This is a genomic window from Neobacillus sp. NPDC058068 (assembly GCF_042885335.1).
Taxonomy (GTDB): Bacteria; Bacillota; Bacilli; order Bacillales; family Cytobacillaceae; genus Neobacillus.
The window spans coordinates 191,117-216,890 of sequence record NZ_JBHVSI010000002.1; the positions used below are offsets into that span (position 1 = coordinate 191,117).

22 protein-coding genes are annotated in these 25,774 nt (G+C 39.9%); 1 reads left to right on the forward strand and 21 read right to left on the reverse strand.

The window, feature by feature from the left end; translation table 11 throughout:
* The first annotated feature begins 9 nt into the window (after positions 1-9).
* Positions 10-792 carry an alpha/beta fold hydrolase gene (locus ACFVSW_RS03190; protein WP_387312081.1) on the forward strand — a complete coding sequence of 261 codons (783 nt, stop codon included), beginning with the start codon at positions 10-12 and terminating at the stop codon, positions 790-792.
* A gap of 62 nt (positions 793-854) precedes the next feature.
* Here ACFVSW_RS03190 and ACFVSW_RS03195 read toward each other — a convergent pair whose 3' ends face one another.
* From ACFVSW_RS03195 to ACFVSW_RS03295, 21 genes are all read right to left on the reverse strand, one after another.
* Positions 855-1,928: an alpha/beta fold hydrolase gene (locus tag ACFVSW_RS03195; protein WP_387312084.1), complete on the reverse strand. Its 1,074-nt coding sequence runs from the start codon at positions 1,926-1,928 to the stop codon at positions 855-857.
* A 14-nt stretch (positions 1,929-1,942) separates the two neighbouring features.
* The gene (locus ACFVSW_RS03200) at positions 1,943-2,605 is read right to left on the reverse strand and encodes a polyhydroxyalkanoate biosynthesis repressor PhaR (protein ID WP_387312087.1); all 663 of its coding nucleotides are present in this window, start codon (positions 2,603-2,605) and stop codon (positions 1,943-1,945) included.
* A gap of 20 nt (positions 2,606-2,625) precedes the next feature.
* Complete coding sequence (locus tag ACFVSW_RS03205) at positions 2,626-3,228, reverse strand: hypothetical protein (protein WP_387312089.1); 603 nt, start codon at positions 3,226-3,228, stop codon at positions 2,626-2,628.
* 153 nt (positions 3,229-3,381) lie between these two features.
* Positions 3,382-5,013, reverse strand: a complete 1,632-nt coding sequence (locus ACFVSW_RS03210) for a long-chain-fatty-acid--CoA ligase (RefSeq protein ID WP_387312091.1) — start codon at positions 5,011-5,013, stop codon at positions 3,382-3,384.
* Positions 5,014-5,106: 93 nt separating this feature from the next.
* Complete coding sequence (gene adhE / locus ACFVSW_RS03215) at positions 5,107-7,710, reverse strand: bifunctional acetaldehyde-CoA/alcohol dehydrogenase (RefSeq protein WP_387312093.1); 2,604 nt, start codon at positions 7,708-7,710, stop codon at positions 5,107-5,109.
* A 262-nt stretch (positions 7,711-7,972) separates the two neighbouring features.
* Complete coding sequence (ppc, locus tag ACFVSW_RS03220) at positions 7,973-10,735, reverse strand: phosphoenolpyruvate carboxylase (protein WP_387312096.1); 2,763 nt, start codon at positions 10,733-10,735, stop codon at positions 7,973-7,975.
* Between the two features lie 165 nt (positions 10,736-10,900).
* A complete protein-coding gene (locus ACFVSW_RS03225) occupies positions 10,901-11,353 on the reverse strand; it encodes an SRPBCC family protein (RefSeq protein WP_387312099.1) in 453 nt (150 codons plus the stop codon).
* A gap of 90 nt (positions 11,354-11,443) precedes the next feature.
* Positions 11,444-12,085 carry a YcnI family copper-binding membrane protein gene (locus ACFVSW_RS03230; RefSeq protein ID WP_387312699.1) on the reverse strand — a complete coding sequence of 214 codons (642 nt, stop codon included), beginning with the start codon at positions 12,083-12,085 and terminating at the stop codon, positions 11,444-11,446.
* Between the two features lie 32 nt (positions 12,086-12,117).
* On the reverse strand, positions 12,118-13,767 hold the full coding sequence (locus ACFVSW_RS03235) for a copper resistance CopC/CopD family protein (protein WP_387312102.1): 1,650 nt from the start codon (positions 13,765-13,767) through the stop codon (positions 12,118-12,120).
* A gap of 14 nt (positions 13,768-13,781) precedes the next feature.
* Complete coding sequence (locus tag ACFVSW_RS03240) at positions 13,782-14,369, reverse strand: DeoR family transcriptional regulator (protein WP_387312104.1); 588 nt, start codon at positions 14,367-14,369, stop codon at positions 13,782-13,784.
* A gap of 221 nt (positions 14,370-14,590) precedes the next feature.
* Positions 14,591-15,889 carry an ABC transporter substrate-binding protein gene (locus ACFVSW_RS03245; RefSeq protein ID WP_387312107.1) on the reverse strand — a complete coding sequence of 433 codons (1,299 nt, stop codon included), beginning with the start codon at positions 15,887-15,889 and terminating at the stop codon, positions 14,591-14,593.
* Between the two features lie 15 nt (positions 15,890-15,904).
* Positions 15,905-16,735 carry a carbohydrate ABC transporter permease gene (locus tag ACFVSW_RS03250; RefSeq protein WP_387312110.1) on the reverse strand — a complete coding sequence of 277 codons (831 nt, stop codon included), beginning with the start codon at positions 16,733-16,735 and terminating at the stop codon, positions 15,905-15,907.
* Positions 16,736-16,755: 20 nt separating this feature from the next.
* Positions 16,756-17,685 (reverse strand): carbohydrate ABC transporter permease, encoded by a 930-nt coding sequence (locus ACFVSW_RS03255; protein ID WP_387312112.1) that lies wholly within the window; start codon positions 17,683-17,685, stop codon positions 16,756-16,758.
* Positions 17,686-17,879: 194 nt separating this feature from the next.
* A complete protein-coding gene (locus ACFVSW_RS03260; RefSeq protein ID WP_387312114.1) occupies positions 17,880-18,650 on the reverse strand; it encodes a nucleotidyltransferase domain-containing protein in 771 nt (256 codons plus the stop codon).
* 61 nt (positions 18,651-18,711) lie between these two features.
* Positions 18,712-19,305, reverse strand: coding sequence for a CDP-alcohol phosphatidyltransferase family protein (locus ACFVSW_RS03265; protein WP_387312117.1), 594 nt, complete (start codon positions 19,303-19,305; stop codon positions 18,712-18,714).
* A 19-nt stretch (positions 19,306-19,324) separates the two neighbouring features.
* Positions 19,325-20,332, reverse strand: a complete 1,008-nt coding sequence (locus ACFVSW_RS03270; RefSeq protein WP_387312120.1) for an ABC transporter ATP-binding protein — start codon at positions 20,330-20,332, stop codon at positions 19,325-19,327.
* On the reverse strand, positions 20,298-20,942 hold the full coding sequence (locus ACFVSW_RS03275) for an ABC transporter permease (protein ID WP_387312123.1): 645 nt from the start codon (positions 20,940-20,942) through the stop codon (positions 20,298-20,300). Before ACFVSW_RS03275 ends, ACFVSW_RS03270 begins: the two co-directional genes overlap by 35 nt.
* Positions 20,943-21,148: 206 nt before the next feature.
* Complete coding sequence (locus tag ACFVSW_RS03280) at positions 21,149-22,042, reverse strand: ABC transporter permease (protein WP_387312126.1); 894 nt, start codon at positions 22,040-22,042, stop codon at positions 21,149-21,151.
* Positions 22,026-23,264: an ABC transporter substrate-binding protein gene (locus ACFVSW_RS03285; RefSeq protein ID WP_387312129.1), complete on the reverse strand. Its 1,239-nt coding sequence runs from the start codon at positions 23,262-23,264 to the stop codon at positions 22,026-22,028. Before ACFVSW_RS03285 ends, ACFVSW_RS03280 begins: the two co-directional genes overlap by 17 nt.
* A gap of 214 nt (positions 23,265-23,478) precedes the next feature.
* Entirely contained in the window at positions 23,479-24,240 is a 762-nt protein-coding gene (locus ACFVSW_RS03290) for a glycine/sarcosine/betaine reductase selenoprotein B family protein (protein ID WP_387312131.1), read from the reverse strand.
* A gap of 132 nt (positions 24,241-24,372) precedes the next feature.
* Positions 24,373-25,551, reverse strand: coding sequence for a TVP38/TMEM64 family protein (locus tag ACFVSW_RS03295; protein WP_387312134.1), 1,179 nt, complete (start codon positions 25,549-25,551; stop codon positions 24,373-24,375).
* Between the last annotated feature and the right edge of the window lie 223 nt (positions 25,552-25,774).

Here is a 25,774-nt window from a genome sequence, read left to right on the forward strand (position 1 = left end):
TGGTGTAAAATGGAAAAGACAAAAATAAGTAAAGCAGGCATCCCATATTTGCATTTCGGTTCCGGGGAACCAGTGGTATTGATTCATGGTTTAGGCGAGGTAAAAGAAGGATGGCAATATCAATATGAATTAGCTGATCAATATGAGTTGATTATTCCTGATTTACGAGGTCACGGCGCGTGTACGAAAACGGATGGAATTTCTATTCAAAATTTTGCTGCTGATGTGATTAGCTTGTTGAAAGAGTTAAAATTTGAAAACGCTCACATCCTTGGTCTTTCAATGGGTGGAGCCGTAGCACAGGAAATTTACCGACAGGCTCCCGATCGATGCCGTTCTCTTATTTTGATTAGCTCTTTTCACTATTTGCCAAATATAATCAAGGCTTTATTATTAAAAAAACATAAGGCAAAGTTTGAAGCTCTTTCTGCAAAAGGCAAACAAATTGATTATCTTTCACGGATGGCACTATATTCTTGGAAAAAAGACACTGTTGAAAAGTTTGCTGACATTTTTATACCTAAACAGCAAATATTTATTAAATCCTTTGAAGCATGTCTCGAGGTCAATAATTTATCATTATTACCAATGGTAAATATACCAACCCTTATTATTAGTTCACAGTATGACTCCGTATTACCTGTTTGGATTCAAGCTCGTATGCACAAGCTAATTCCTCAATCAGAATTTATAATATTGAGGAATACCGGTCATATTGCTAAACTAGAAGCAAAAGACCGGTTTAATCAGCTGCTGCGGAAATTCCTAAATCAGCATACAATTGCTTCATAAGGTATTATTAACGGGAAGGATGGCGGTCCTTCCCGCTAATAATTTTATCTTTAACACACCATTTATGAGTGTACTTGATGAATTTCTTCTGAATGAGCGGAAAGCCATGGGTCCATAATTCCAGCAAAAGCTCCGGTCAATGCCAACGATACATGGCCCCCTTCAAAAACCTTATATGTCTTATCTTCACTCGAAACCAGATCCATGACAGGAAGACTTTGCTCCTCCAAAATAAGATTGTCGCGCGAACATGAGATGACCAAAAGCGGGCACTTGATATTTTTCAATTCTACATTCCTGGTGCCAATCATTAATTCTCCCTTTAGAAGTTTGTTATCTTTATAAAGGTCATTAAACAGTTGCTTAAAGGCAGCTCCAGCAAACGAGGCCGTATCCTTTGTCCACTTGTCCATCCGGCGCCACTTTTCTACATATTTTTCATCATGTGCTCGGGTAATAAGGTTGATTTTCGGGCTTCCATAAACGGGTGAAAGCATCCTGAACATCAAATACAAAAATTCTGATGGAATCGTTTCATGTGCACTAGCAAACCGGTCAAAACTAAGCTGGCCTTCTTGAATTCCTTCCAGCCACTTATCAGGCACGATACCGATACTGAAATCAATTGGAACGGCCGCAAGAACTAAATTCTTAATCGGCAGTTTGGTAATTGAAGTTAAAATGGCCGCAGTCGTACCTCCTAAACAATATCCGGCCATTGTTATATCATTTGCCTGGGAATGCCTTAATGCCCGTTTAACGGCATTTTCTAAATAATCAACAATATAATTATCTAGTGTAAGGTCCTTATCTTCAAGTCCAGGGGAACCCCAATCTAAAAGATAGACATCGTAGCCAAGCTCTGAAAGACCCCCAACCACACTGCTCCCTTTACCGACGTCTAGAATGTAGACTTTATTCAAGAGCGAATAGACTAAGAATATTGGGGTTTTATATTTTTTCTTTTTCGCAGGGTGAAACCATAAAGTTGTTTTATTCCTTTTCCAAACACACTCCCTTGTTGTCGGCACGATATCAGGTTTGGGCTCGGTCATAATTTTATATAGCTGATTCCACCGTTTAGCTTCTCTTTTTAATGGAGAAATTAAGTTGGTTCCTAAAGCATTAGTGCTCATTACTTTTGCTCCTTTCATTTGTTATTAAATGGGTCAGCTCGGGTGAGCACTAGTTCTTTATTCTGCTTTTTTCCCTGTTCTTTTTTCTGCTTTGGCTTCTCTTTTTCGATTACCGTCTTACTAGTAGCGGCAGGCTCTTTCTGACTCTCTGCCTTAATGCTTTTAAGTCCGTTTATTTCCTTACGTAATTCCTGTAGGTTTACTTGAATAATTTTCATATCGACAAGGCCTTGGCGTAATTCCTGAAGGTCCGCTTTCATTTTTTTTGTTTCCGAAACCTCTTGAGCGATAGTTTGAAATTCAGTCTGCAGCTGCTTGACAATACGCACCATTTCTTGAAACATTTCTAAATTTCCTTTATTCGCCAAGTTAAGACCCTCTTGTAAACTCCAAATTTTCTCTTCTAGATTGTCGATTTTTTCTTCGGCCTGTATCGTCAGTTTTGCTGCATTTGCAATATCTTTTTTGGTAGGAATATTCATTAAAGCTGCAATAAGCTCTTGATTTTTCCTAAATCTCTCCAGGTAACGAGAATAGACATCAAGTCCGATATTGGCGGTTTGAACAAATTCCTTATTGTCAGTTAACTTGTATAATAGACCATTTAATTGTTTCTCCCACATTTCACTCACAAGCTTATAGCCCGCGAATGGATCATATGTTTTTCCTGTAGACATGATGTAAGCCCCCCTTGGTTTTATGATTTTGTAAATTCTTCAGCTTTTTCTAAATATTTATTAAGCGGGAACATCAAGGTTTTGATTTGTCTTGCGAATATATTAACGAATCCTTTTTGATTTTCATAGACTAGATTGCCAGCCTGCTTAACCGTTTTAATATATTGCGACCTGCTTTTTTTCCGGAGAGTAATAAATTGATCGATAATTGCAAGATACTTATCCATTGTCAGGTTTTTTGTTATTGTTTGACATGGTGCAGTAAGAATCGACATCGTTTTCTTTTGGATTTGATCAATCTGGGCATTTATTTCCTCATAGGATTTAATCGGGAAAAAATGCTGCAGGCTGGTGGTTGACATTAAAAATTCCTCTCTGGCTGTTCTTTCCCATTCAGCAAATTCCTTGTTAAATTGCTCAGTGATTTCTTTAATATTTCCCTGATTTCTCTTTACACTTTCAGCAAAGTACTTTGCTTCTTTCAGAAAAATCTCATCGCGGTAATCAGCGTGTTTTGCCCATTGATCTAACTCGCCAAAAGCATGCCCCCAAAGGATATCTAAGCTGGTATGCAGGTCTTCCCCTTCATTTTCAACAATTTCATTTACTTTTTTGTCTTCCATAATATTTCCATCCCTTCAAAGGTTTTAGAATTCAATCATTGTCTCATTGTGTGCTTGGATGGTATCTTGGTGTTTTTATGAAGTTTTTTCTGTTGAGGATGTAAACAACTTCTCGAGCTGCTTCTAATGGTGCAGTTGGTAAAGATTCTTTATTTAAGCTTTAATTTTTTCTTCCTCTTTCCTGAGCATTCTCCTTAACAATTTACCAACTGAGGATTTAGGAAGATCATCCAGAATTTCGATTTCTCTAGGTACTTTATATGGAGCGAGGTTAATTTTCGCAAAAGCGATTAGTTTGTCTGGTGTAATTGAGATTCCTGCCTTAATCTTTACAAATGCTTTTACTGTTTCCCCGCGATATGTGTCAGGAATACCAACAACAATAGCCTCCTCGACCCCTTCATGCTGGTACAATACTTCTTCAATCTCGCGAGGGTAAACGTTATAGCCGCTGGCAATGATAATATCTTTCTTGCGATCCAAAATATAGAAATATCCATCTTCATCCATTTTGGCAATATCACCGGTAAAGAGCCAGCCGTCTTTTAACACCATCTCGGTATCCCCTGGGCGTTTCCAATACCCTTTCATAACCTGCGGACCGCGTAAAATTAACTCGCCTGCTTCCCCAACAGGGGCATCGACAAAGCCTTCAGCCGTTTCTGTTACAATTCTCGCTTCTGTTCCAGGTAAAGGAATCCCTACACTTCCTAATTTGCGCGGTAGAAATGGAGGTGTGGAGATTGCAGATGGAGCAGTCTCCGAAAGCCCATAGCCGTCGGCTAATTGTTTGCCTACTCTCTTTTCAAAGGATTTAATCTGTTCAACAGGAAGTGGTGCACCACCGCTGCTCAAATAATAAATATCGGCAATATTGCTCTCTTCTAAATCAGGGTGGCTATTCAAGGCAAATATCATCGTTGGAACAGCCGTCATTTGGAATGGCTTTTCCCGTTTGATCAGTTCTAGTATTTCATTCACATCAAAGCGAGGCAAGATGAGCTGGTTACCGCCAATTCTTATTCCCGATAAAGCATTACATGAGAGCCCGTACACATGAAACATCGGCAGAACACTGACAATTTTAAAGTTTTCTGGTTTATCATCGACAGCATTATAGGTGAAATCACACACCTGAATAATATTGGCCAAAAGGTTATGATGTGTCAGCATTACTCCTTTTGAAACCCCCGTTGTGCCGCCAGTGTATTGTAAAATGGCAACATCATCATTTATATCTATCGGGATTTCAGGTATTACATTGTCATGTGTAAGAAAGTCTTCAAAATACAGGTCTCCGTCGGAAAGCTCAACTCTTTTACCGCCAAAGCCCACAACAATTACCTTTTTCAATGAAGTCCTTGGCTGAACTTGCCTTACCCTAGGATAAAGAGCTTCAAATACAACCATGTATTCTGCCTCGGAATCATTTAGGACATATTCAATTTCTCGTTCCACAGACATCGGATTTACTTGAACGGCAATTCCACCTAATCGGAATGAGGCAAATAAACTAAAAATATAATGCGGGCAGTTCGGCAGCATGACCGCCATTCTGTCACCCTTAATAAATCCTACTCGATATAATGAAGCAGCGAGCCATTCAGATATCATTCTCGTTTCTTTATAGCTCCATGATCTCCCGAAAAAGGTCAGTGCAGGCTTTTCATTATGGATATTTGCCGCCTGTTTCAAAAGATCGAATAAAGAATCATACTCAATTGAAACATCTGTACTAATTCTCGGATCATAAAATTTTAACCATGGTTTTTTCTGATAATCCATATTTTTCCCCTCCTTATTTTCCCTTCAAATCCCAAACAATGAAAGCGGCACCATTTTTAACTTAGAAGATTTAAAAGGATTTTTGTTTTTTTACTAAACCCCTTGATAAGCTTGGCGGTAAATTTCCACAAGTTCGGCTACTAGCGGCATTTTCGGATTGGCAATCGTATCTTGGTCGTCAAAGGCATGTTCCGCAAGGACGTCGACCTTACTTTCGAATTCTATCTCATCGACACCATTCGCTTTGATGCTCATTGAAATATTCATTTCCTTTGCAAGTTCCACAATCTTATCGATTAGGCTATTTATTCCTTCCTCCGTCGTACTGGCAGGAAAACCTAGCATTTTAGCAATTTCTGCATAGCGTTTGTCAGCAATGAAATGCTCATATTTAGGGAAGGTCATAAATTTATTTGGTTTTATTGAGTTAAAGTGAATGACATGCGGCAGCAGGATTGCATTTGCTCGTCCGTGCGGAATATTAAACTCAGCACCTAGAACATGGGCAAGGCTATGGTTAATCCCTAAGAAGGAATTCGCAAATGCCATTCCTGCAATCGTCGATGCGTTGTGCATTTTTTCACGTGCCAGCTCATCGCTGCCATCCCGATAAGCTCTTGGCAAAAATTCAAATACAAGCTGAATCGCTTTTAAAGCCAGTCCATCGGTATAATCATTTGCCAACACGGAAACGTACGCCTCAATCGCATGGGTTAAAACATCGATCCCAGTGTCAGCAGTTACAGATTTGGGAACTGTCATCACAAACTGCGGATCGATGATTGCTACATCTGGTGTCAGTTGAAAGTCAGCAAGCGGATACTTTCTATTAGCCTTTTTATCCGAAATAACAGAGAAGGCCGTAACCTCTGATCCTGTTCCTGAAGTCGTTGGAATGGCAATGAAATTTGCCTTATTACGCAGGGCGGGAAACTTTACTACTCTTTTACTCGGATCAAAGAATTTTTGCGTTAAGCTTTTAAAGTCGGTATCAGGGTGTTCGTAAAACAGCCACATCGCTTTTGCGGCATCCAGGACCGAACCGCCGCCAAGGGCAATGATAAAGTCAGGCTGAAACTTTCTCATCCGTTCCGCCCCATTCATAACGGTTTCGATGCTAGGTTCAGGCTCAATGTCAAAGAATACCTCAGATTGGATGCGGTTTGGATTCTTTTTTAGATAATACTGCACTTTATCGACGTAGCCGTTTTTCATCGAGCTTCCGCTTGTAACAATAAACGCCCGCGAAATTCCAGGAATAGCAGCAAGCATCTGAATCGAGTTTTTCTCAAAAAATACTTGTGAAGGGACTTTAAACCATTGAGTTATCGTCCTTCGTTTTGCTACTTTCTTGATATTAATTAAATTTGCTGCTCCAACATTCTGTGACACAGAGTTCCCTCCATAAGTCCCGCACCCAATTGTTAAGGACGGTAAAGATGTGTTATATATATCCCCGATTGCTCCATGCGTGGATGGCGTATTGACAATAATTCGGCCCGCTTTCATCCGTGCAGCGAAACTATTAATCACATCCTGATCTGCCGTATGGATGGCGGCAGAGTGACCAAGACCTCCATATTCCAACGTTTCTTCAGCAATAAGGAGACCTTCAGCAAAACAATTAACCTTATAACACGCTAAAATTGGGCTTAACTTTTCACACGATAACGGGTATTTCGGTCCTACTCCTTCTATTTCTGCGATTAAAATCTTCGTATTTACAGGCACATTTATCCCAGCCATTTTTGCAATCATAAACGCCGGTAATCCGACAATCATTGGGTTAAGGGAAGACGTTTTTGGGTCAATGGCAATTCGCTCTAGCATTTTCCGCTCTTCTTCATTAAGGAAATAACAGTAGTTCATTACTAATTCATCTCTTACTTCCTGATAAATTTCGTTATCAATAATTAGAGCTTGTTCCGAAGCACAGATCATGCCGTTGTCAAAGGTTTTCGATAATATAAGGTCATTGACCGCGCGTTTAATATTGGCCGTTTTTTCAAAATAACAAGGCACGTTTCCGGCTCCAACGCCAAGTGCAGGTTTCCCGGAACTGTAAGCGGCCGTTACGAGATTCGGCCCTCCAGTTGCAAGTATGAGCGAAATCTTCGAATGTTTCATCAAGGTTTGGAAAGCTTCATGGGATGGAATTTCAATCCACTGGATGCAGTTTTCAGGAGCACCAGCCTTTACTGCAGCTTCTCTAAGCAGCTTGGCTGTAATCACGCAGCATTTTTGAGCATATTTAGGAAAGGCAAAAATGATTGGATTTCTTGTTTTAAGTGAAATCAAAGATTTAAAGATGACGGTGGAAGTTGGATTGGTAATTGGAATAACTCCTGCAATGACACCTACTGGCTCGGCCATCTCAACCATACCCTCGTTCTCATTTTCACTTATTACGCCCACCGTTTTCATATCCCTAATATTGTTGTAAATACATTCTGTAGCAAACATATTTTTGAAAACTTTATCCTCATAAACGCCTCTTTTTGTTTCTTCTACTGCAAGCTTGGCTAACTCCCGATGGTTTTCAAGAGCGGTTAGAGCCGTCTGCTTAACAATTTCGTCAACCATTTCCTGGTTGTAGCAACGGAATTCCCTCAAAGCCATTGCTCCGTTTTTCGCCAAAACATCAATCATCGCAGCGATATTAAGGTTCTCTTGTAAGACTTTTTCCTTTACTGCCATCGAACATCCCTCCAGGATTATCAATCTTCTAAAAAATATCATTATGTTGGCATTTGAACGCCTGTTAAACTATTTTCCTTCACTCCTTTTCCATTCTGGATAAAATATATCATGTTAACTATTCCGAAAATTGTCGAAACTTGAACATAAATGAATGAATAACCATTCATTTTCCAAAAGTTCATTAAATGTTCATACTTTCCAATAACAAAAAACCCACAAACTCTTAATATTTAAGAGTTTGTGGGTTTTAAACGCTTTATCAACCAGTGTTGCGTAACCCCGCGGATATACCGCTAATTGTTAGCAATACTTCGGTAAGAAGTTCATCATTTGGCTCATCTTGTTTGCGCAATTCTTTAATTAGCTCCACCTGTAAAAAGTTTAACGGGTCAACATACGGATTTCGACGATACACTGATTCTTGGATATTTGGGGTATGATCAAGTAATTCATTATCGCCTGTAATCTGAAGTAAAATATCTTTTGTTCTTTCAAACTCTTCGAGAATATTATTAAATATCCTTTCAGCAATTGCGGGATCTTCAACAAGTGTTAAATATTCTTTAGCAGTTGTTATATCTGCCTTCATTAATGCCATTTGAAGATTATCAATCGTCGATTGAAAGAATGGCCACTTCACATACATTTCCTGCAGTTGCTGCAAATTTTGATTCCCTTTCGAAGCAAAACTGGCCAGTCCTGTACCAGCAGCATACCAAGCTGGAAGCAACTGACGACTTTGTGTCCAAGCAAACACCCATGGAATCGCTCTTAAGTCTTCGAATCGGCCGCGATTTTTCCGGCTCATCGGTCGTGAGCCAATATTTAAATCACCTAATTCCCTTAATGGGGTAGCTTCCGTAAAGTAGGTAAGGAAATCTGGGTCGCCAAACACAAGCGATTGATATTTAGCCAGCGCAGCACTAGAAATTTCCTCAATTGCCGCTTCCCAATCTGGTTCACGCAGCTGCCCCTGTGCTGGTTCTTTAGAGACATGTGCTGCTGCCAGAAGCAAGGTAGATGTCGCTTGCTCCAAGCTGCGATAAGCGATATCCTCAAGCAGGTACCTTGAAGATAAGACCTCACCTTGTTCGGTAATTTTGACTCCATCCCCAATTGTTTCTGCTGGTTGGGATAAGATACTTTTATTTAATGGACCGCCGCCGCGTCCTAACGAACCGCCCCGGCCATGGAAGAACTTTAGTGCAATTTGATATCTTTTCGCCATTTCGTGAATTTCAATTTGCGCTTTATACAGTTTCCAGTTGGCGGTTAACGTCCCGCCGTCTTTACTTCCGTCCGAATAACCAAGCATAATCTCCTGCTGGTCGCCCAGTATTTGTAAATGGCTGCGATAAACCGGCATCTCGAATAGAGTTTCCATGATTTTTGGACCTGCGCTTAAATCGTCAATTGTTTCTAGTAATGGTGCAACATGTAAATGGCTTTCCAATATTCCATCAGCATGGAGCCGATAGAGGCCTGCTTCTTTTGCTAAAACAAGCACCTCTAACAGGTCGCTTGGTGATTTTGTCATACTGACAAGGTATACGGAAATTGACCGTTTTCCGAATTCATCATGAGCCTTCTTTATCATTTGGAACACTTTAATCATTTCCTGTGTTTCCGCTGAGTAATCCTCATTCAATAATAGGAGCGGGCGCGGATCCAAGAGGACTTTTTGCAAAATCTCTACTTTTTCATCTTCAGAAAGTAGTGCATAATTTTCAGAAATACGGACTTTACGCAGTATTTCTGTAATTGCTGCCTCATGCTCACCGCTATGGTTGCGAATATCCAGTGTCGCTAAGTGAAATCCAAATAGCTGAACTTGACGAATCAGCTTTTGAATCGTTTTTAGTTCATGGGCAGCTGGGTGATGTTGATTTAAGCTTCTATTAATGATCGATAAATCCTCTAATAATTCTTCTGCAGATTGATAGCCTAAGTCTGATTTTCCTGCTTGCTTTACCCGCTCAATCATTACGGCAAAGGCACGGCGATAAACTTCTGTTTTTACTGGCCATTTTTTCTCTTCGCTTAAAAATAAATCCTCTTGGCTCTCAAGGTATGAAAGAAGCTCCTCACTAACCTCAACCCTTGTTGTCGAATGGCTATATCGTTTCATTAAATCAATTAAAACATTTTTATATTTTTTTAGAACGAGTCTTCTTTGCCGTTCTAATGTTTCCCATGTCACATCATGGGTAACGTTGGGATTTCCATCACGATCGCCGCCAATCCATGAACCAAAACGAAGGAAATTAGGAACCTCCCACGAAGAGTGCGAATAATTTTTTTCAAGACAATTTGCTACTTCCTGATGAATTTCCGGCAGTACATCAAAAAGGGTTTGGTCAAAATAATACAGTCCGTTACGGACCTCGTCCAAAACGGTTGGCTTATGGTGCCGTAATTCATCCGTCTGCCAAAGAATAGTCACTTCATTAAACAAGCTCTCTTCCAGCTTTTTTTGTTCTCTGTTCGTAAGTAACGGATGGTCCAGATTTTTTAAAATAACAGCAATTCGCTGCTGTATTTCAAGAATGGAGCGCTTTGTTGCCTCAGTGGGGTGAGCTGTAATAACTAATTCAAGAGACAATGTATCGAGGATATTTTGAATCCTATCTTCTTTAATATTGTTTTCTTTAAGTGCAACTACCGCGCTCTCAATTGAGGCTGGCTGCACAACAGAATCGTCTTGAAGATGGTAATGTCTCCTCCTCCGGATTCGGTGATTCTGCTCTGCCGCGTTAATTAAATGGAAATACATTGAAAACGCTCGAATCACTTGTTTCCTCATAGGTGGACTTATGCCAGAAATTTCTTCTTTTAAGGCATCATAAATTTCTTGGTCAAAATCAGTCCTTAGTGTTTTACACATCAGTCGTATTTTCTCGACCTTGTCAAATAGTTCTGAACCGCCATGATTGACAAGGATTTCGCCGAGTATTTTTCCAAGTAATTTTACATCGCGACGCAATGGAAGACTGCTGTCATTCAATTTCAAATCTGCTGCCATATCTTTCACCTTCTCTTTATCAAAAGATTCGCTTAATTTTTAACTATTAATATAACATATCTTATGAAACATGTTCAATAGTTAACTTACTTTATCATTTTAGACCAAAAAAGAAAAACCTGCGCGTCCAGCAGGTTTTTTATCTTACTTTTACTATCTGTCCCTTCATGTTCTTCTTTTAAATTCTTCTAACTTTGAAGAGATCGCTACAGCCACTTCTTCTGTAGTTTTAGGAATTGCTGTTTTAAAAAGTGAGTTCGCTAATGTCCCCAGGGTCCCACTGGCATTAATGTCGATGAAGCCTGTTATCCGTGTTTTATTTTTGTTAATTGCTTTTGCTTCAAAATACCCCTCACCAATATACTTTTCATTCGATCTTTTTAAATCAAAGCTTACCCTTGTTGGTTCATTCCACTCTTTAATATCAATCAATAAATTAACCTTTTTTTTCATAATGCCGAGGCTGCTCTTAAATTCCCAAGTGATTTGGCGGTCATTAATTTTTTCATGATAAATATAACCAGGTACAAGTGGTGCCCAATTATCTTCATCCCTAATAAAGTCCCAAATCACCTCAATTGGGATATCTAATTCTACTTGTTGTAAATCACTTGGCATTTGTATCCCTCTTTCAGTTTCGAAATAAAAGACCTTCATTAGCCGAAGGTCTTTTAATAAGATATATGATAAATAATGTGATTATAGAAATTAATTTTTACGGAAGGCAAGTACCAATGCTGCAAGTGAGAGTAATGCTGCTGCACCTGATAATATAAGCGGAAGAGAATCGGACGTTTCATCCTCTTTCTCAGCCTCAGATGTTTGTGCCTTATCTGTTTTTTCAGCATGCTCTGTTGTCGCCGTATCATGATGGTCGCTTGATGTCGAAGTCACAATATCCGTAACCGAATGTGGAGAATCAGAACCTTCTTCGCCTGTCCACTCTACGATACTGCCATCTTTGTAATATTGAAATGCATCCCAGGCAGCTTTTGCAGCTTTATCAGGATTTTTTGCCACAAACACAAATTGTTGGAATTGCCCAGGTAGAATCCCTTCTCCTGTTGCTTCAAATGTGAAGGCTTTTACTTTACCACTGGCATCCTTTTCAGCCGTATAAGTCCAACCAGGAACCGGTTGATAAGACATAACCTCTACTCCCGCTGGAGCTTTTATTGTTACCTTTGTTGTAGCAATATCTTTTTCAACTGGAACCTTTAACGTGTATGTTTCCCACGCACCGGTTGCTGAAGTTTTCGGAAGCACCGTCACATGCGCGCTGGCAATACTTGAAAAGAAAAATAAACTAATTACTACAGGAATAAATACCTTTGAAACGTTAACCATCATTTTTTTCATTTGAAATACTCCTCGAAAGTTTTTTATTGACTTCCCACCAAACAGCGGAAATCGGTATCAATGGTCTCCAATGACTTTGTCAGAACATGAACATGAATGTTCCAATGACCAGCCATGCTGAAATGCAAACCTTGTACTTCGTACTTGCCATCAGCTACTTTTTTTAAGTCAACTGTTTCTTCCCCCATGTCCATATCAAGCATGTTAAAGGTTAAGTGAATTTGCTCGACGTCCTTGATTGCCCGTCCTTGACGGTCTTTTAAGGAAACTTCAAATAAATTTTCACCAACAATATTAGGGGTCGCTCTTAATGTCACCTGATTACCATGATTCAGCGTTCTTGTTTCTTTAAATGGTCCGGGGGATTGCATCGCTGTTGGTAAATTGGTTAAAACCACGGAAAGAACAAGGATAACAACTCCAATTGAAAGTTCTCCCCATAATGATCCTATCAGTCCTTTATTCGTTTCCCGTTTTCCTTTAATAAAATTCACTGCTGCAAGGATAAGCATCAATAGAAACAGAATAACTTTACTAGATAAAACCTTTCCATAGTCCGTTTGAATAAGGGTCGAAGCGTTGGGAACATGGAGCAAGCTGCTAAAAACCCCCGTCAAGGTTAACAAAAGTACTAGGATAATCCCCCAATTGGAGAATCTTTTTATCATTAGGAAAAAATATTCCTTTGTTTCAATGTTCTTTCGTAATGGCAATAAAACTACAAACCCGATCAAACTTCCTATCCAAATAGATGCAGCAAGTAAATGGAAAAAGTCCATCGATATCGCCAGCAGCGGATTGGCTTCTGTGGCAGCATGACTGGTTAACGCCTTTGTTAACAGTAATCCTGTCCCTAAACAGATGCAGGCCCACAAAATAATTCGTTTAGTAGCTTCTTCCATCACGATAAATGACGTCATAAAGCCCAACGTTAGGAGGATTATTACTTGAAAAATCCAGGTTTGACCAAACGTCGTGTTTCCGATGATATTTCCTAAGAATTGAAAGCTAAGCACTTCATTCCAAGGTAAACCAGCTTCAATTGTTGCTTCCAATGGAAGACTTAACAAAATACTTAGAAAAAGTGCGACGAAGCTCGTAATGATGCCTCTTTGGAAATTTTTATCAACTAATCTGTTATCCTGAATCACTTTTGGTACAATTAACATGTAAAAAAACAAGAGCCCGACATAGCAAGCGTTACTTATGTATTGCAGCCAGCGGATAATAATAAGGTCTCCCTTGGGTGTGTAGCCTTGCGTTTCATTATGACCAACAGTTGAATCATTACCTTCAGCACCAACTTGAAAGCCAATTACTCCCTGAACAGGGTGGCCGTCGCTTGAAACAGCCTTCCACTTGATTCGATATGTACCATCTGGAAGATTCGGCTTTAATCCGCTCTTTAGGATTGCAGGCTGACTTGGATCAACCCCACCATTTTCTTTATCTACTCGATTTCCTTGCGAATCAAACACCTTGATTGAATTAAAAGTTGGCTGAATTGTTTCGTTGAATTGGATCATTACCTCGCTAGGTGCTTTTTCAAGAATCTCATCTTCTAATGGTGTCGATTTTTTAATATAAGCGTGTGCAGAAAAGAGAGTCGGAAATAAAAATAGAAAAAGAGAAATGATCAAAATGAATGTACTGACTTTTATTTTTAAATTCAATCTATCAATCCCCTTTAATTTAGGCGTTCATGACTACAAGAACAACCTATGCTGCCATTCATACGTTTTTCAATTTCTTCTATTGCCTCATCAAAACGTAAAATAATGCCGCCAAATCCCCTTTGAAATTGTTCCGTATGTTTCAGAGATTCAAATGTTAATACTTGTGGCTGGCAGCAATTCAAGTTAAAATCAGTGTCCATTAAGTAATAGGCCATTTTTGCACTAATCGTTGAATTCTGAAGGAAATCGCGGCAAATAATTTGCGAAACATCCTTTTCGATATTCTTGTATCTTAGTAACCCGCAATGAGGGCAGCATAGCTGCTCGACTTTTGAATCATTGGTAATAATTTGAATAGGGTGACGGTTATGTAATTCCTTCAAACAATAACTGCAGACATTCGAAGGAGGATTCACGACATGTGCTATAGAAATTCCGCCGGAAGTTTTGCTAATCACATTTTCTTCTAATAAAGGCTTTATATCTCGATACACCGTCATTTCAGATACTTGCAGCCGAATGCTAATTTCCGAAATTGCCAATGACCCTTCTTTATCCAACCATTTAATAATTTGCTGCCTTCGCTCAATCGGTAACATTTTTATCCCCATTCTTTCTACATTTCTCTCTCCTTGTTTTTTAGTTTAATCAACATTATTAACATATACAATATATTAATAGGGGTAATTTGTGAATAATTGATGAACATTCACATTTTCAAACATAAAATAACATTTTGTTATTATCTTTTACCTTTTTGAAACTTTTTAAACAAGTAACAAAGAAAAAGACGGTGCCAAGATGGACCGTCTTCATCTGTTTATTTTTTAACCTTATCTAAAGCGCGCTGAGCTTCTTTTTGTGCTTCCTTCAATGCCTTTTCAGCGGAAATCCCTTCAATTTCTACTTTGTCCGCAGCCTTTACAAGGGCATCGTATATTTTTCCGCCTGTAGGGTCAACAAACGGCGGAGTTGCAATCTGTGCCTGCTGGAGCGGTACTTTTATTTGCGGATTCTTTTCAGCAAACTCTTTGTAGGCTGGGACTTCCTCCGCTGACTTTCTCACTGGAATATAGCCGGAATTAATGGACCAATCGGCCATGTTTTCGGCATTAGTGAAAAACTTCAACCATTTAAATGCTGCTTTCTTTTCTTTTTCTGACGCTAGTGCCGGAATCGCTCCCAAATGCGCCGCTGCGTGCGGGGCTGCCTGTTTCCCTTCCCAACCTGGCTGTGGTGTTGCAGCAAGGATGGAGAAGTCTAAATCTCCCTGGTCGCCACTTGAGCCAGTATAACCGGCTGCGCGGCCTTGGATGACGTCATCAATCGTTTTGTACCAGTATTCCCAGCCCTGGCCATCGTGGTGAATCGCCATTGTTTTATCAACATGAATTCCTTTTCTGAAGAATTCCCAAGAATCAATCCATTCTGGAGAATCTATTAACACTTTCTTGCCATCTTCGCTTAAATATTTCGCTCCATTACTTAGCGCGGCATCAATCAGATTGTCTGGTCCCCACATTGGCTCCCATCCATAAACTTCTGTTTTGCTTCCATTGTTCTTTGTTAACTGTTTTGCTGCTTCCGCAAGCGATTCCCATGTTTTCAGCTTATCCTGGGAAATGCCTGCTTGTTCAAGCATATCCTTTCGGTAATAAAGAACTTGTGTGGTTCCGTAAAGTGGCAATGCGTACTGTTCACCGTTAATCGTACCCTGCTGATAAAATGCATCAATAAAATCTTCTGGTTTGAAGTCGGCATCGTCTTTGATGTATTTTGTCATAGACGCTAACGTTCCTTTTTTCGCAAAGGCATTCATCGGGTCGTTTTTAATCAGGACAGCTGCCGGGACTTTTTTGGCAGCAATGGCCGCCTGCAGCTTCTGCAATGTTTCATCATATGACCCTTGCGCGACACCGATTACTTTCACTTCATTCTGGCTTTTGTTAAATTCTTTTATTCTTTTTTCAACACTTTCGCCAAGCTTTCCGCCGAGGCCATACCAAAACTCGATTTCAACGGGTCCATCCGCAGACGATTTCGCAGAGGAGCAGCCGGAAATCATGGACACTAGTAATATAATAATCGCAGTAAATGAGATAAGCTTTTTTGTTAACATATCATTTTTCCCCCTTTATCCTTTTAGCCCCTGGTCACTAATGCCAGAGATAATCCATTTTTGAACAAATACAAACAAAATTAACAGCGGCAGCACTGTAAAAGCGCTTGCAGCCATAATGAGCGGCCATTGCATTCCATAAGCACCTTCTTGAATGAAAAACTGTCTCAGCCCAGTGGTGATCAAATACTTACTTTCACTCCTGGTAATCAATGTTGGCCAAAGGTAATTATTATAGTTTTGCACAAAGCTAATTAACGAAAAAGTTATAAATGTTGCTTTTGTAGTTGGAAAAATAATTTTCCAAATGATGGTCCAGTGCCTTGCACCGTCAACCCGTGCTGCCTCGATCAATTCTTTCGGAACTTGCAGGAACGCCTGCCTAAACAGGAAGATTCCGAATACACTGGCGGCATTGGATAAGATCAAGCCTTTATATGTATCTAGTAAATTGAAGTCAGCTAAAATAACATAACTTGGTACGTATGTTGCCGCAACTGGCAGCATATAGGTAATCAGAATAATCGAAAATAGCAGGTTTCTCCCTTTAAATCTTAATTGCGTGAAGGCATATGCAATTAGGGCCGAATTAACCACTTGGATCAACACAATCGCACTTGCTGTAAAAATGCTATTAAAAATATACTGATCAAATGGTGCCATTGCCCACGAATCGGCAAAATGGTGCCACATTGGTTTATTTGGCCATAACGTTGGCGGAAATTGCCAAATTTCATCCTTCGTTTTCAGGGCACTTATTACCATCCACAAAAAAGGAAAGACCATCGACAAGCTGAAGAAAATTAACACTACGTGCTTTACCCATAGAATAGGTGCCTTTTTCAATTCCTAGCCCCCCTTTTTCGCTATTGGTAGTGAACCCACCGTTTTGAAAATATAAACTGTAAAAATGAAAATGCTGCTGTAATCAAAACTAACAAGATGGCGGTCGCAGTGGCTTTCCCCATATTAAATTCCTCAAATGCAGTTTGATAGTAGAAATAAAGCATCGTTCTTGTACTTCCTGCTGGACCTCCCTGTGTTAATACCTGAATCTGGTCATAGGCCTGAAGCGCATCAATGGATGTAATCACAATCAAAAACAGTGTTGTTGGTGAAATAAATGGGATTGTAATATGTAAAAATTGGCGCCATTTGCTTGCCCCATCCAACGAAGCTGCTTCATAAAGGCTGACAGGAACTTTTTTCAAGGCATTCAAATAAAAAATCATTGCCCAGCCGACGCCTTTCCAGATGCTCACGATAATGACCGCTGGCATTGCCCAAGTCGAGCTTGATGTCCATCCAAGGGCGGGAAGTTGAAGAAGGTTCAGGATCCAATTCGCTAAGCCCACATTCGGCTCATAAATCCAAGACCAAACAATCGAAACCGCAACAGTCGGAGTAACCCAAGGAGAAAAGATTAATGTCCGGTATATCCCCATTCCCTTTCCATTTCCGCTGACTAATAAAGCAAGCATTAGGCCACCCGCAACACAGGGAATGACCACTCCCATCGAAAAAACCACTGTATTTACTAGTACTGAATAAAACCCCGGGTCGGTTAGCAAGTCAGTGTAATTACTGAATCCAACAAAATCATATTCCGGGCTGACGTAGTCCCAATCAGTAAAGCTAATATACAGGGATTTACCCATTGGATAAATCCAAAAAATGATGAGCGGAATGATTGCAGGCAGAATAAACAATAAAACTGTGAGGGATAATTTTCTTCTCGGTCTTTTTATCGCTAATAACTGCTTATTTGACTTTAGTTTTGCAGCAGGAACACCCATTGCCGACCACTCCTTTCAATTTATGAATATTAAATAGGAATATATATTCATTTATTGAATGTATTTTCATCTTAACAGCGGTTCCCTTTTATGTAAACAAAAAATTTAAAAAAATTGTCATATTTTCTGTATTGCTTGTCCAATGGGAAAAAATAAAAAACCGCCTGGGCATCCAAGCGGTTTTAACTCTATGTTTATGCCCACACTTCTTCGAGGATGTCTCTGAATAATTCATCCAGCAGCGGGGTGATATCTTCTTTGGAAATCTTTATCGTTTTGGTGTATTCCTCTAGACGGATGATTTCCTTTTCTAAAAAGTCATTAATCACCGTCACCTTTGGTTCGAGATTTAGCTCGTCTCCGCTAATTTTCCTTTCTAATAAGGTTAGGATTTCCTGCTTTAGTTGTCCTTCTTCAAGCAGGTCCTTGACCAACTCCTGAAATTCAATTGGCGGAACAGTGTTGTATTTTTCAATCCATTGGCAGGCTAAAATGGGACGGAGGACATAGAAGTATTTCTTGATTTTCACTTGATCTCGGTGGAGATACTCGCGAAAGTTACCTTTCGCCATGTTTAAATAATGATAGAGTGCTGATTGCGGCAAAAACACCTTGTTTTGAATTGCTTTCATTTTGTCTACTAAAGAAAAAGCTTGATAATAAACAATTTCCGAGTAAAGCCATTCCATTAGCGGCGGGTTTGACTTTTTGAAAAGCCTAAGGGCTTTCCGTAACTCCCAGCCGTTAATATCTAAGAGATTATTAATTGGAAGCTCAATGACATCCCGTTTTTGATCGATCGACAAATACCAGTCTTTTTTATGTACATAAATAAACCTGACATCATAATCACTGTCTTTAGAGGGAAAACCCCACGCCCTGCTTCCCGACTCCACTGCCAAACAGACCTTCACATCAAATAGCTCTTCAATCCTCTTAATTTCTGCAACAATTTTTTCTTTCAATACTAATCGCTCCCTTCACTCTAACCATCCAAGGGTGTCAGGCACCCTTTAATGAATTCCTTTAAGATTTTAAGATTCTCCGTGCTTCCAATAGTCGTTGTATTCCCGTTGTTATTTCGACGCCGATAAAAATAGTTGTCCAGAGAACTAAATGGGATTGGAATAAGATCAATAAAGAAAATAAAATGAAGCCTTCTGTTCTTTCGGCAAGTCCAGGCTGATAATAAAAGGATTTGTAGCTCTCCTTTTCGGATAACGCCCCTACTGTTAGGAAAATGGTCATTGTAAATATAATCGAAATTGCTAATAGTAGAAACAGCAGCAATATCGTTGGTTCGGGATGGCGAAGTGCCAAAGCAACTATGATACTTGCTTCAACCACTCGGTCAAAGGTGACATCTAGGACCGTTCCCCAAGATGAAGATGTTTTGCTTTTCCTCGCCATACTTCCATCCACAGCATCCAAAAAGCCCGATAGCCAAAGAACAACGACTCCAGCTATTGGCTGACCAAAATATACAAGAACACTTGCGATGATGCCGATAAAAAAAGCAATATAGGTTACTTGATTGGCACTTAAGCCAAGCCTTAAAAAATGATCTGCTGTTTTTGAAATGATTGGCTGCACTGCAGCACGTCCGTGAGTATCAAGCACAATGCTACTTCCTCTCAAATTATTCAGAATACCAATGTATTTGTGCGAACGGTACCCTGATTCGTATCTTTTCTTTGACTAAAGGGACCGTTTTCCATCCCGTGGTATTTACATCCAGGGATTGGTTATCCGCTATTACTGTAATTGAGTATCCCTCTCTACTCGGCCTTACCTTTTTGACAGTAGCGGGAATCATACAGGCAGATTCTTCTCGAACTTCATCGTCTTGTTTGTATTCCCCATCAAATAACTGCAAATGGTTGGGATCAATCCATCCCCTATTTTGGGTTGGCAGCACCTTTAATTCACCATGAAACCATTTGCTCCATTGCTCTTTGGAGAATCGATTTGGCAATGATAAGAACTGGGCAATTTTTTCAGAGTCAGGATTTTGAAAAATCTCGGAGGGTGTACCTATCTGCTGTAATCTCCCCTCCAAAATAATCCCGATTCGATCGGCAACAGACAGGGCTTCATCCAGATAATGGGTTACCCATAAAATTGAAAAACCAAGTTTTCTTTGGAGCACGTATAACCACTCAATCAAATCCTGTCTTAGCGTGGTATCTAAGGAAGCAAACGGTTCATCTAACAAAAGTAAATCCGGGTTTAAAATGAGTGCCCTCCCCAATGAAACTCGCTGCTGTTGGCCGCCTGAAAGCTGATGAGGATAACGTTTTTCCAACCCATCAAGCTGCAGATGTTTTAAAAAGTCACGCGCCGCTTTCTTTCTCTCCTTGGCGGGGATTCCTTTCACTCTCAATCCAAACGAAATATTCTCCAAAACAGTCAAGTGGGGAAAGAGTCTTGGCTCTTGGAAGACTAGTCCAGTAGTTCCTGTCCCATTTTCCCATGTCTGCTTTCCCGAGGCAAATGGCAGCAGCCCGGCAATCCCCTTTAACAATGTCGTTTTTCCGCTGCCGGACGGACCCATTAATACAAAAATCTCGCCTGAATTTACTTTTAAATCTACTAAATTAATAATGCTTTCATTATTGATTTGAATGTTTATTTGTTCTAACTGCAATATCCTCACCTCGATTGATAAACTGTTTCCTTGAATTTATTCGCATAAGGAGAAAATACACCAACAAAAGAGCCAGAATGGGGATAAAGAATAACAGACTATAGGCAGAAACAATTGATGAGTTTCCACTACTGGCAAACGGAAAAATAACTAAAGGAATCGTCATCAAGGTCCCGCCGCTCATAATCCAAGTCGGTAAATACTGGCTGAAAGAAATAATCACCACCAAAAAACTGCCTAATAACATGGCCGGAAGCAACAAAGGCCATTCAATCCAGAAAAAGATTTTCCAAACGCCAGCCCCTAAACTGGCTGCCGCTTCCTGGTATTTCTCTCCAATTAAGCGGTACTGAAACCAAATCGTCGCAACATAATAAGGCAGGGTGATGATTAAATGAGCAAAAGCTACACTTATATAGTCATTAATAAAATCCAATCGAATCGCAAAATCGTACATACCCATGATAGAAACTGTATAGGGAATAAAAATAGGGGCGAGTAGAGTAGAAAACACAATCATTTTCCCTCGAAATTTATTTTGAGCTAATGCCCTCGCTGCCGGTAACCCTAATACTATGTTCCCCACAAGAGTTAGAACTGCAACAATCAAACTATTAATTAATCCTTCTCCAGCCCTTCCAGAGGCGGAGAAAAGGTATTTCCAAGAGTCCATGCTCCATTTTTCAGGCAGGATTAATGGCCACGGCCATTGCTTGGTAAAACTCCAAATGATTAGGGGGATAAAGGGCAAAAGGAGAAAAAGACTAAACAATATGACAAAAAACACAGTTAGAATTCTTTGAGTCTTAATCCGCTTCACCATATTCTTCTCCCTTTTTTAAACCAATCCATTTGTAAATAAATTAATAAACAACCTATGAGGAACGAGATAACAGCTAAGACAAGATTCATTGCAATCGCAATCGGCTGACGTTCTAATCCGAATTGGGAATACTCTTGGAAAGCCAGCACTGGGATGGAGCCAAAAGAAGTCTTTGCCAACAAGGCAGGAATTTCATAAGCCCCAAGAGTAAAGGCAAAGACCACCCACATACCACCCACCCACATTGGCAATAAAATCGGAACAATGACCCAGCGCACCGTCTGGGAAAATGAGCCTCCGAGCACCTCTGCCGTTTCCTTCCAATCTCCAATAAGTTTTACAATAAAAGGATAAATCAGTAAAACTATGAAAGGGACTTCCTTCCACATATAAGCTAATATAACCCCAATGCCCCAGTCATCATGGATGAGGATGGGGAATGCCTCCATTGAATCTACCAATCCAAAGTGATAAGCAAGCCGCGAATACCAGCCGCTTTGCATGAATACCTGCATTAACAGATAAGCTGAAAATAAATGAGGGATACCAATTGGTAATTGCAAAATAATATGGAGCCACTTCCATTTCCGAGAGCGTTCTGCCAAAAATAAAGCAGCGCATAGTCCCGAAACACCTGATAAAATAGCAACGGCGACCGCAATTCCAACCGTTACCATAATGGATTGAAAAAAGGATTGGTTCATTAATTCCTTATAGGCCCAAAAGCGATTTTCTTGGTCAACCAGCGGCTGTTTTTCTAGGCTAAGTATCAACGAATGGAATAATCCTCCAAGAAAAAAGATAAGCATAAACAAAAGGGCTGGCAGGATTCCCAACAGCCCCTTATAGTTATTTATTTGATGATCTTTTTTATTTATTCGGCACATTTTCCATCCATCCTCGTTCTAACCATTGGACATATTCAGCGTCTATCTCAGGAACCCGATGACTGGACAACTCTTCCTGTGATAAGGTTGCGGAGCCCCTGTCGATGGATTCCACGATGGCTCGGTCCTTATCAGATAAACGTTCCACGGAAAGGGACATATTTTCCCCCCAATACTCAAGCTCCATTTTTTTCATTTGCGCACTAGGTGACAGCAGGAAGTTAATCAGTGTCAGAGCACCATCCGGGTTCGGCGCATTATAAGGAATAGCAAGGAAGTGCGTATTGGATAACGTCCCCTTATCAAGGACAAACGTTTTTGTCGAGGCGGGGAATTCACCCGTTTTTATTAAGTTAGAAGCATTCGCTTCATCATACCCCATTGTCATCCATACTTCACCATTCTTATATAATTGCTCTAACTGGGAAAGCGATTGTGGATAAGATTTCCCTTCCCGCCATAAGTATGGTTTCATTTCGTTTAATACGTTCCATACCTGGTCCGCTTCCCCTTTTACCAATGCTTCATCATACTGGGATAAATAGGCATTGTAATCCTTGCTCTTTTCATGGAGGACATGACGAATAAAGGCACTCCCAGTGAAATCAGGCGGCGCAGGGTATGTAAATTTTCCCGGGTTTTGCTTTACCCAAGCTTTTAATTCATCAATTGATTTTGGCGGATTAGAGATTTTGTTTGAATCATAAGCAAACACAAACTGTACCTTCCCCCAAGGGGCTTCGTACCCTTCAGTTGGAAATCCAAAGTCATATTTTATTTCATCACTTTCGGTATCAACGTATTGCTGAAAGTTTGGCAGCTTCGATGTAAATGGCCCTAATAATAACTTCTCCTGCTTGGCAGTTTTGAAATTTTCTCCATTAACCCAGATAACATCCATTTCTCCAGATTTTTTCTTTGCCCGTTTTTCCGTTTTCAATTTATTGATAAATTCCACTGCATCCATTGGATAGCGTTTCAATTCAATATTATATTGATCCTTTAATTGAGGAGCAACCCATTCATCAATATAGAGATTGATTCCTTCATCCCCGCCCCACATAAAGAAATTTACCTTAGATCCTTTTGCCGTTGCGGTAATTTCCTTCCAATCATTTTTTAAGCTATTTTCTCCTGCTGGTTGGGATTTTTTCTCCGTTCCCGAGCTGCACCCTGATAAAATTAACAATATAATCACAAAACAAAAGCTTAATTTTTTCATTTCTATTCCTTTCTACAGCATACATTTTGATTTACAGTCAAAATAGTCTTCCCACATTCCAATGAATAAGGATATGGCAAAAATAAAGCCATTAACAGGAAGAAATGATGACAAGTTAAAAGAAATGATCAAACTATAAAGATTGTAGACTATTAGACCAGCTAACAATAGCCAGCGCAAATGCCAGAGAAGTCTTTGAACTGTTTTTGCCGTTTCAGTTTTCATTCCTTGGTTTTCCTTTCCATTTATAAGGCAGCCTAATCATTGTCTCCGGAATATCAATCTCTTTTAAAAAATGGATTGCATCAAGAAGGATTTGCGTTTGCATGTGCTGTTCACCTGCTCTGCCAAAGCTCCTCCCTAATGGGAACCTTAAATGCAATGACCTCGGAACCCTTACTTTCTCAGTTAATTCCGCTAAATGCGTAATCGAGATGGTTGGTATCCCCGCTTTTTCAAGAGCAAATTGAATCAATCCCACGGATTGATGGCATATATATCAGCCGGGATTTAAGATAACCGCATCTACCTTATCTTCTCGCAACTGTTTAAGAATTTCCGGAATGGTTTCTTCTAACAGAGGTTTTGTATTAGGGATATAACCCATTAAGCCATAATGTGTTCGGGCCGCACCGCCGATGTTTCCATTCGAAGCCAATTCTCTTAAGCGGAATAATGGAAAGACACAATTCACATCCCGATCAGCATCCGTTCGGTCAAAATGGGTATGGCTGATCATCAAATCTTCTTCTGCCGCCGTTGAAGGTATGAACCGGACGGTAGGATCGCCGGCCTCGACATCAAAAACTGGCTGTGTTTTCAAATGGACACCTGCCGTCGTGATTAGGGCAAACACAGCCTGATTGGCTGGTTTGGTAAACCTCGTAATCGGGATATCTCCTTTAATAGGCTGAATCATCTGTTTAGCCTTTTTACTGACAATTGATTCAATCAACCGATTGCCGGATAATTTCACCTTTTTTCCCCCTTTCTGCTATCCACATGGTGATGACCGAAATAAGCCAATATAATAGAAACGCCCCAATTTTAATAATGAGGCGTCTTGCTTTTGATTATGATTAACCCTTTTTATCCAATTTAGCAGCCATTACCCATTTGCTCCTTGTTTGCCTTTACCGCTTGTCTGCAATTTGGGACGAAGAATCATACCGATGACGGCAAGGGCAATCACAATGGTAAAGATGAAAAACAATATTTCCACTGTACTCGTAGCATTTTGACCAAGATAGGAATAGAGAATCGTAGCTGGCAATTGTCCAATTCCCGTTGCCCAGAAAAATTGCCAAAATGGTATCGAGGTCACACCAGCAGCATAGCTGACAAGGTCAAACGATACAATTGGGACAAGTCGGGCAATAAAGACTGCGTGTTTTCCATACTTTTCAAAAAATTGGTCCCACCAATTTAAGGCTTTCTTCGTTACCATTTTTTCAACAACAGGTCGCCCTACAATTTTTGCTAAATAAAAACAAAGGACTGCCCCTGCCATAGCACTGCTCCAGGAGAGGACTGCTCCCCATACCCAGCCGAATAATAACCCGTTCGTAAATGTGATGACAAATGCCGGAAGTGGTGCAATAATCGCTTGAAACACCATTAATAACCCTGAGACGAAGGCGGCAAGCGGCCCAAATGAAAGAAGATAATCTCGAAATCCCTCTACATCCGCATCTTTTAAATATCCAGAGGCATGATTTATTAAATTCCGGATTTCACCTTGTCCTAAATATACTAACAAGAAGACGGCAATTAAGCCAAACAAAAACATCATGCTGAACTTTTGGAATCGCGTTAATTGATTCCATCCTGTGTTAGGATCCGTATTTGTTTTCGTATTATTACTAGTCCATACGGCCATTGCCATGAAGGCAATTCCGATTGGAATGAGAATGATGAAAAAGCTGTTCATCCCATCAAGCGTTACCATTTCTTCCAAAAACAGTGATTTTCTAACAACATACGAAGGGAGAATGGATAAACTCCCCCCTGTAATCGTAATAATAGCGGTAACAGCAATACTTAAAATACCAACCACTGCTGAGAAACGCGCCGACTCCCAAATAGCAAATTTTTTCGCGTTCATAAACGTTGTTAAAAAATAAAACCATAAGCCAGTAAGCATTGAAATGGTAACCATGTATTCACTGTCAAAACGCATGTCGAGCCAAGAATTTTGAATCAACAGTATAGCAACCGCCAATCCAATTAAAAAGAATAAAAATACCGCTGCAACCAATTGAATGAAGGTGCGAATAATGTTTGTCATCTTCTTCCCCTATTACTTTCTATTGAATAAGTTAATATTGGTCATCGTAGTTGCCGCCAAACAATCGATTTAAATTATATCGAAATGTGCGCTATTTATAAATTCAATTTATCTATTATTCCAATAGAGATCAATCGATTTTCCGAATGAAAGGTAATTCAACATTCTTAATCAAACCGGAAAGAAGCCCATCATTCATGATGGACTTCTTTAAGGGGCGAGA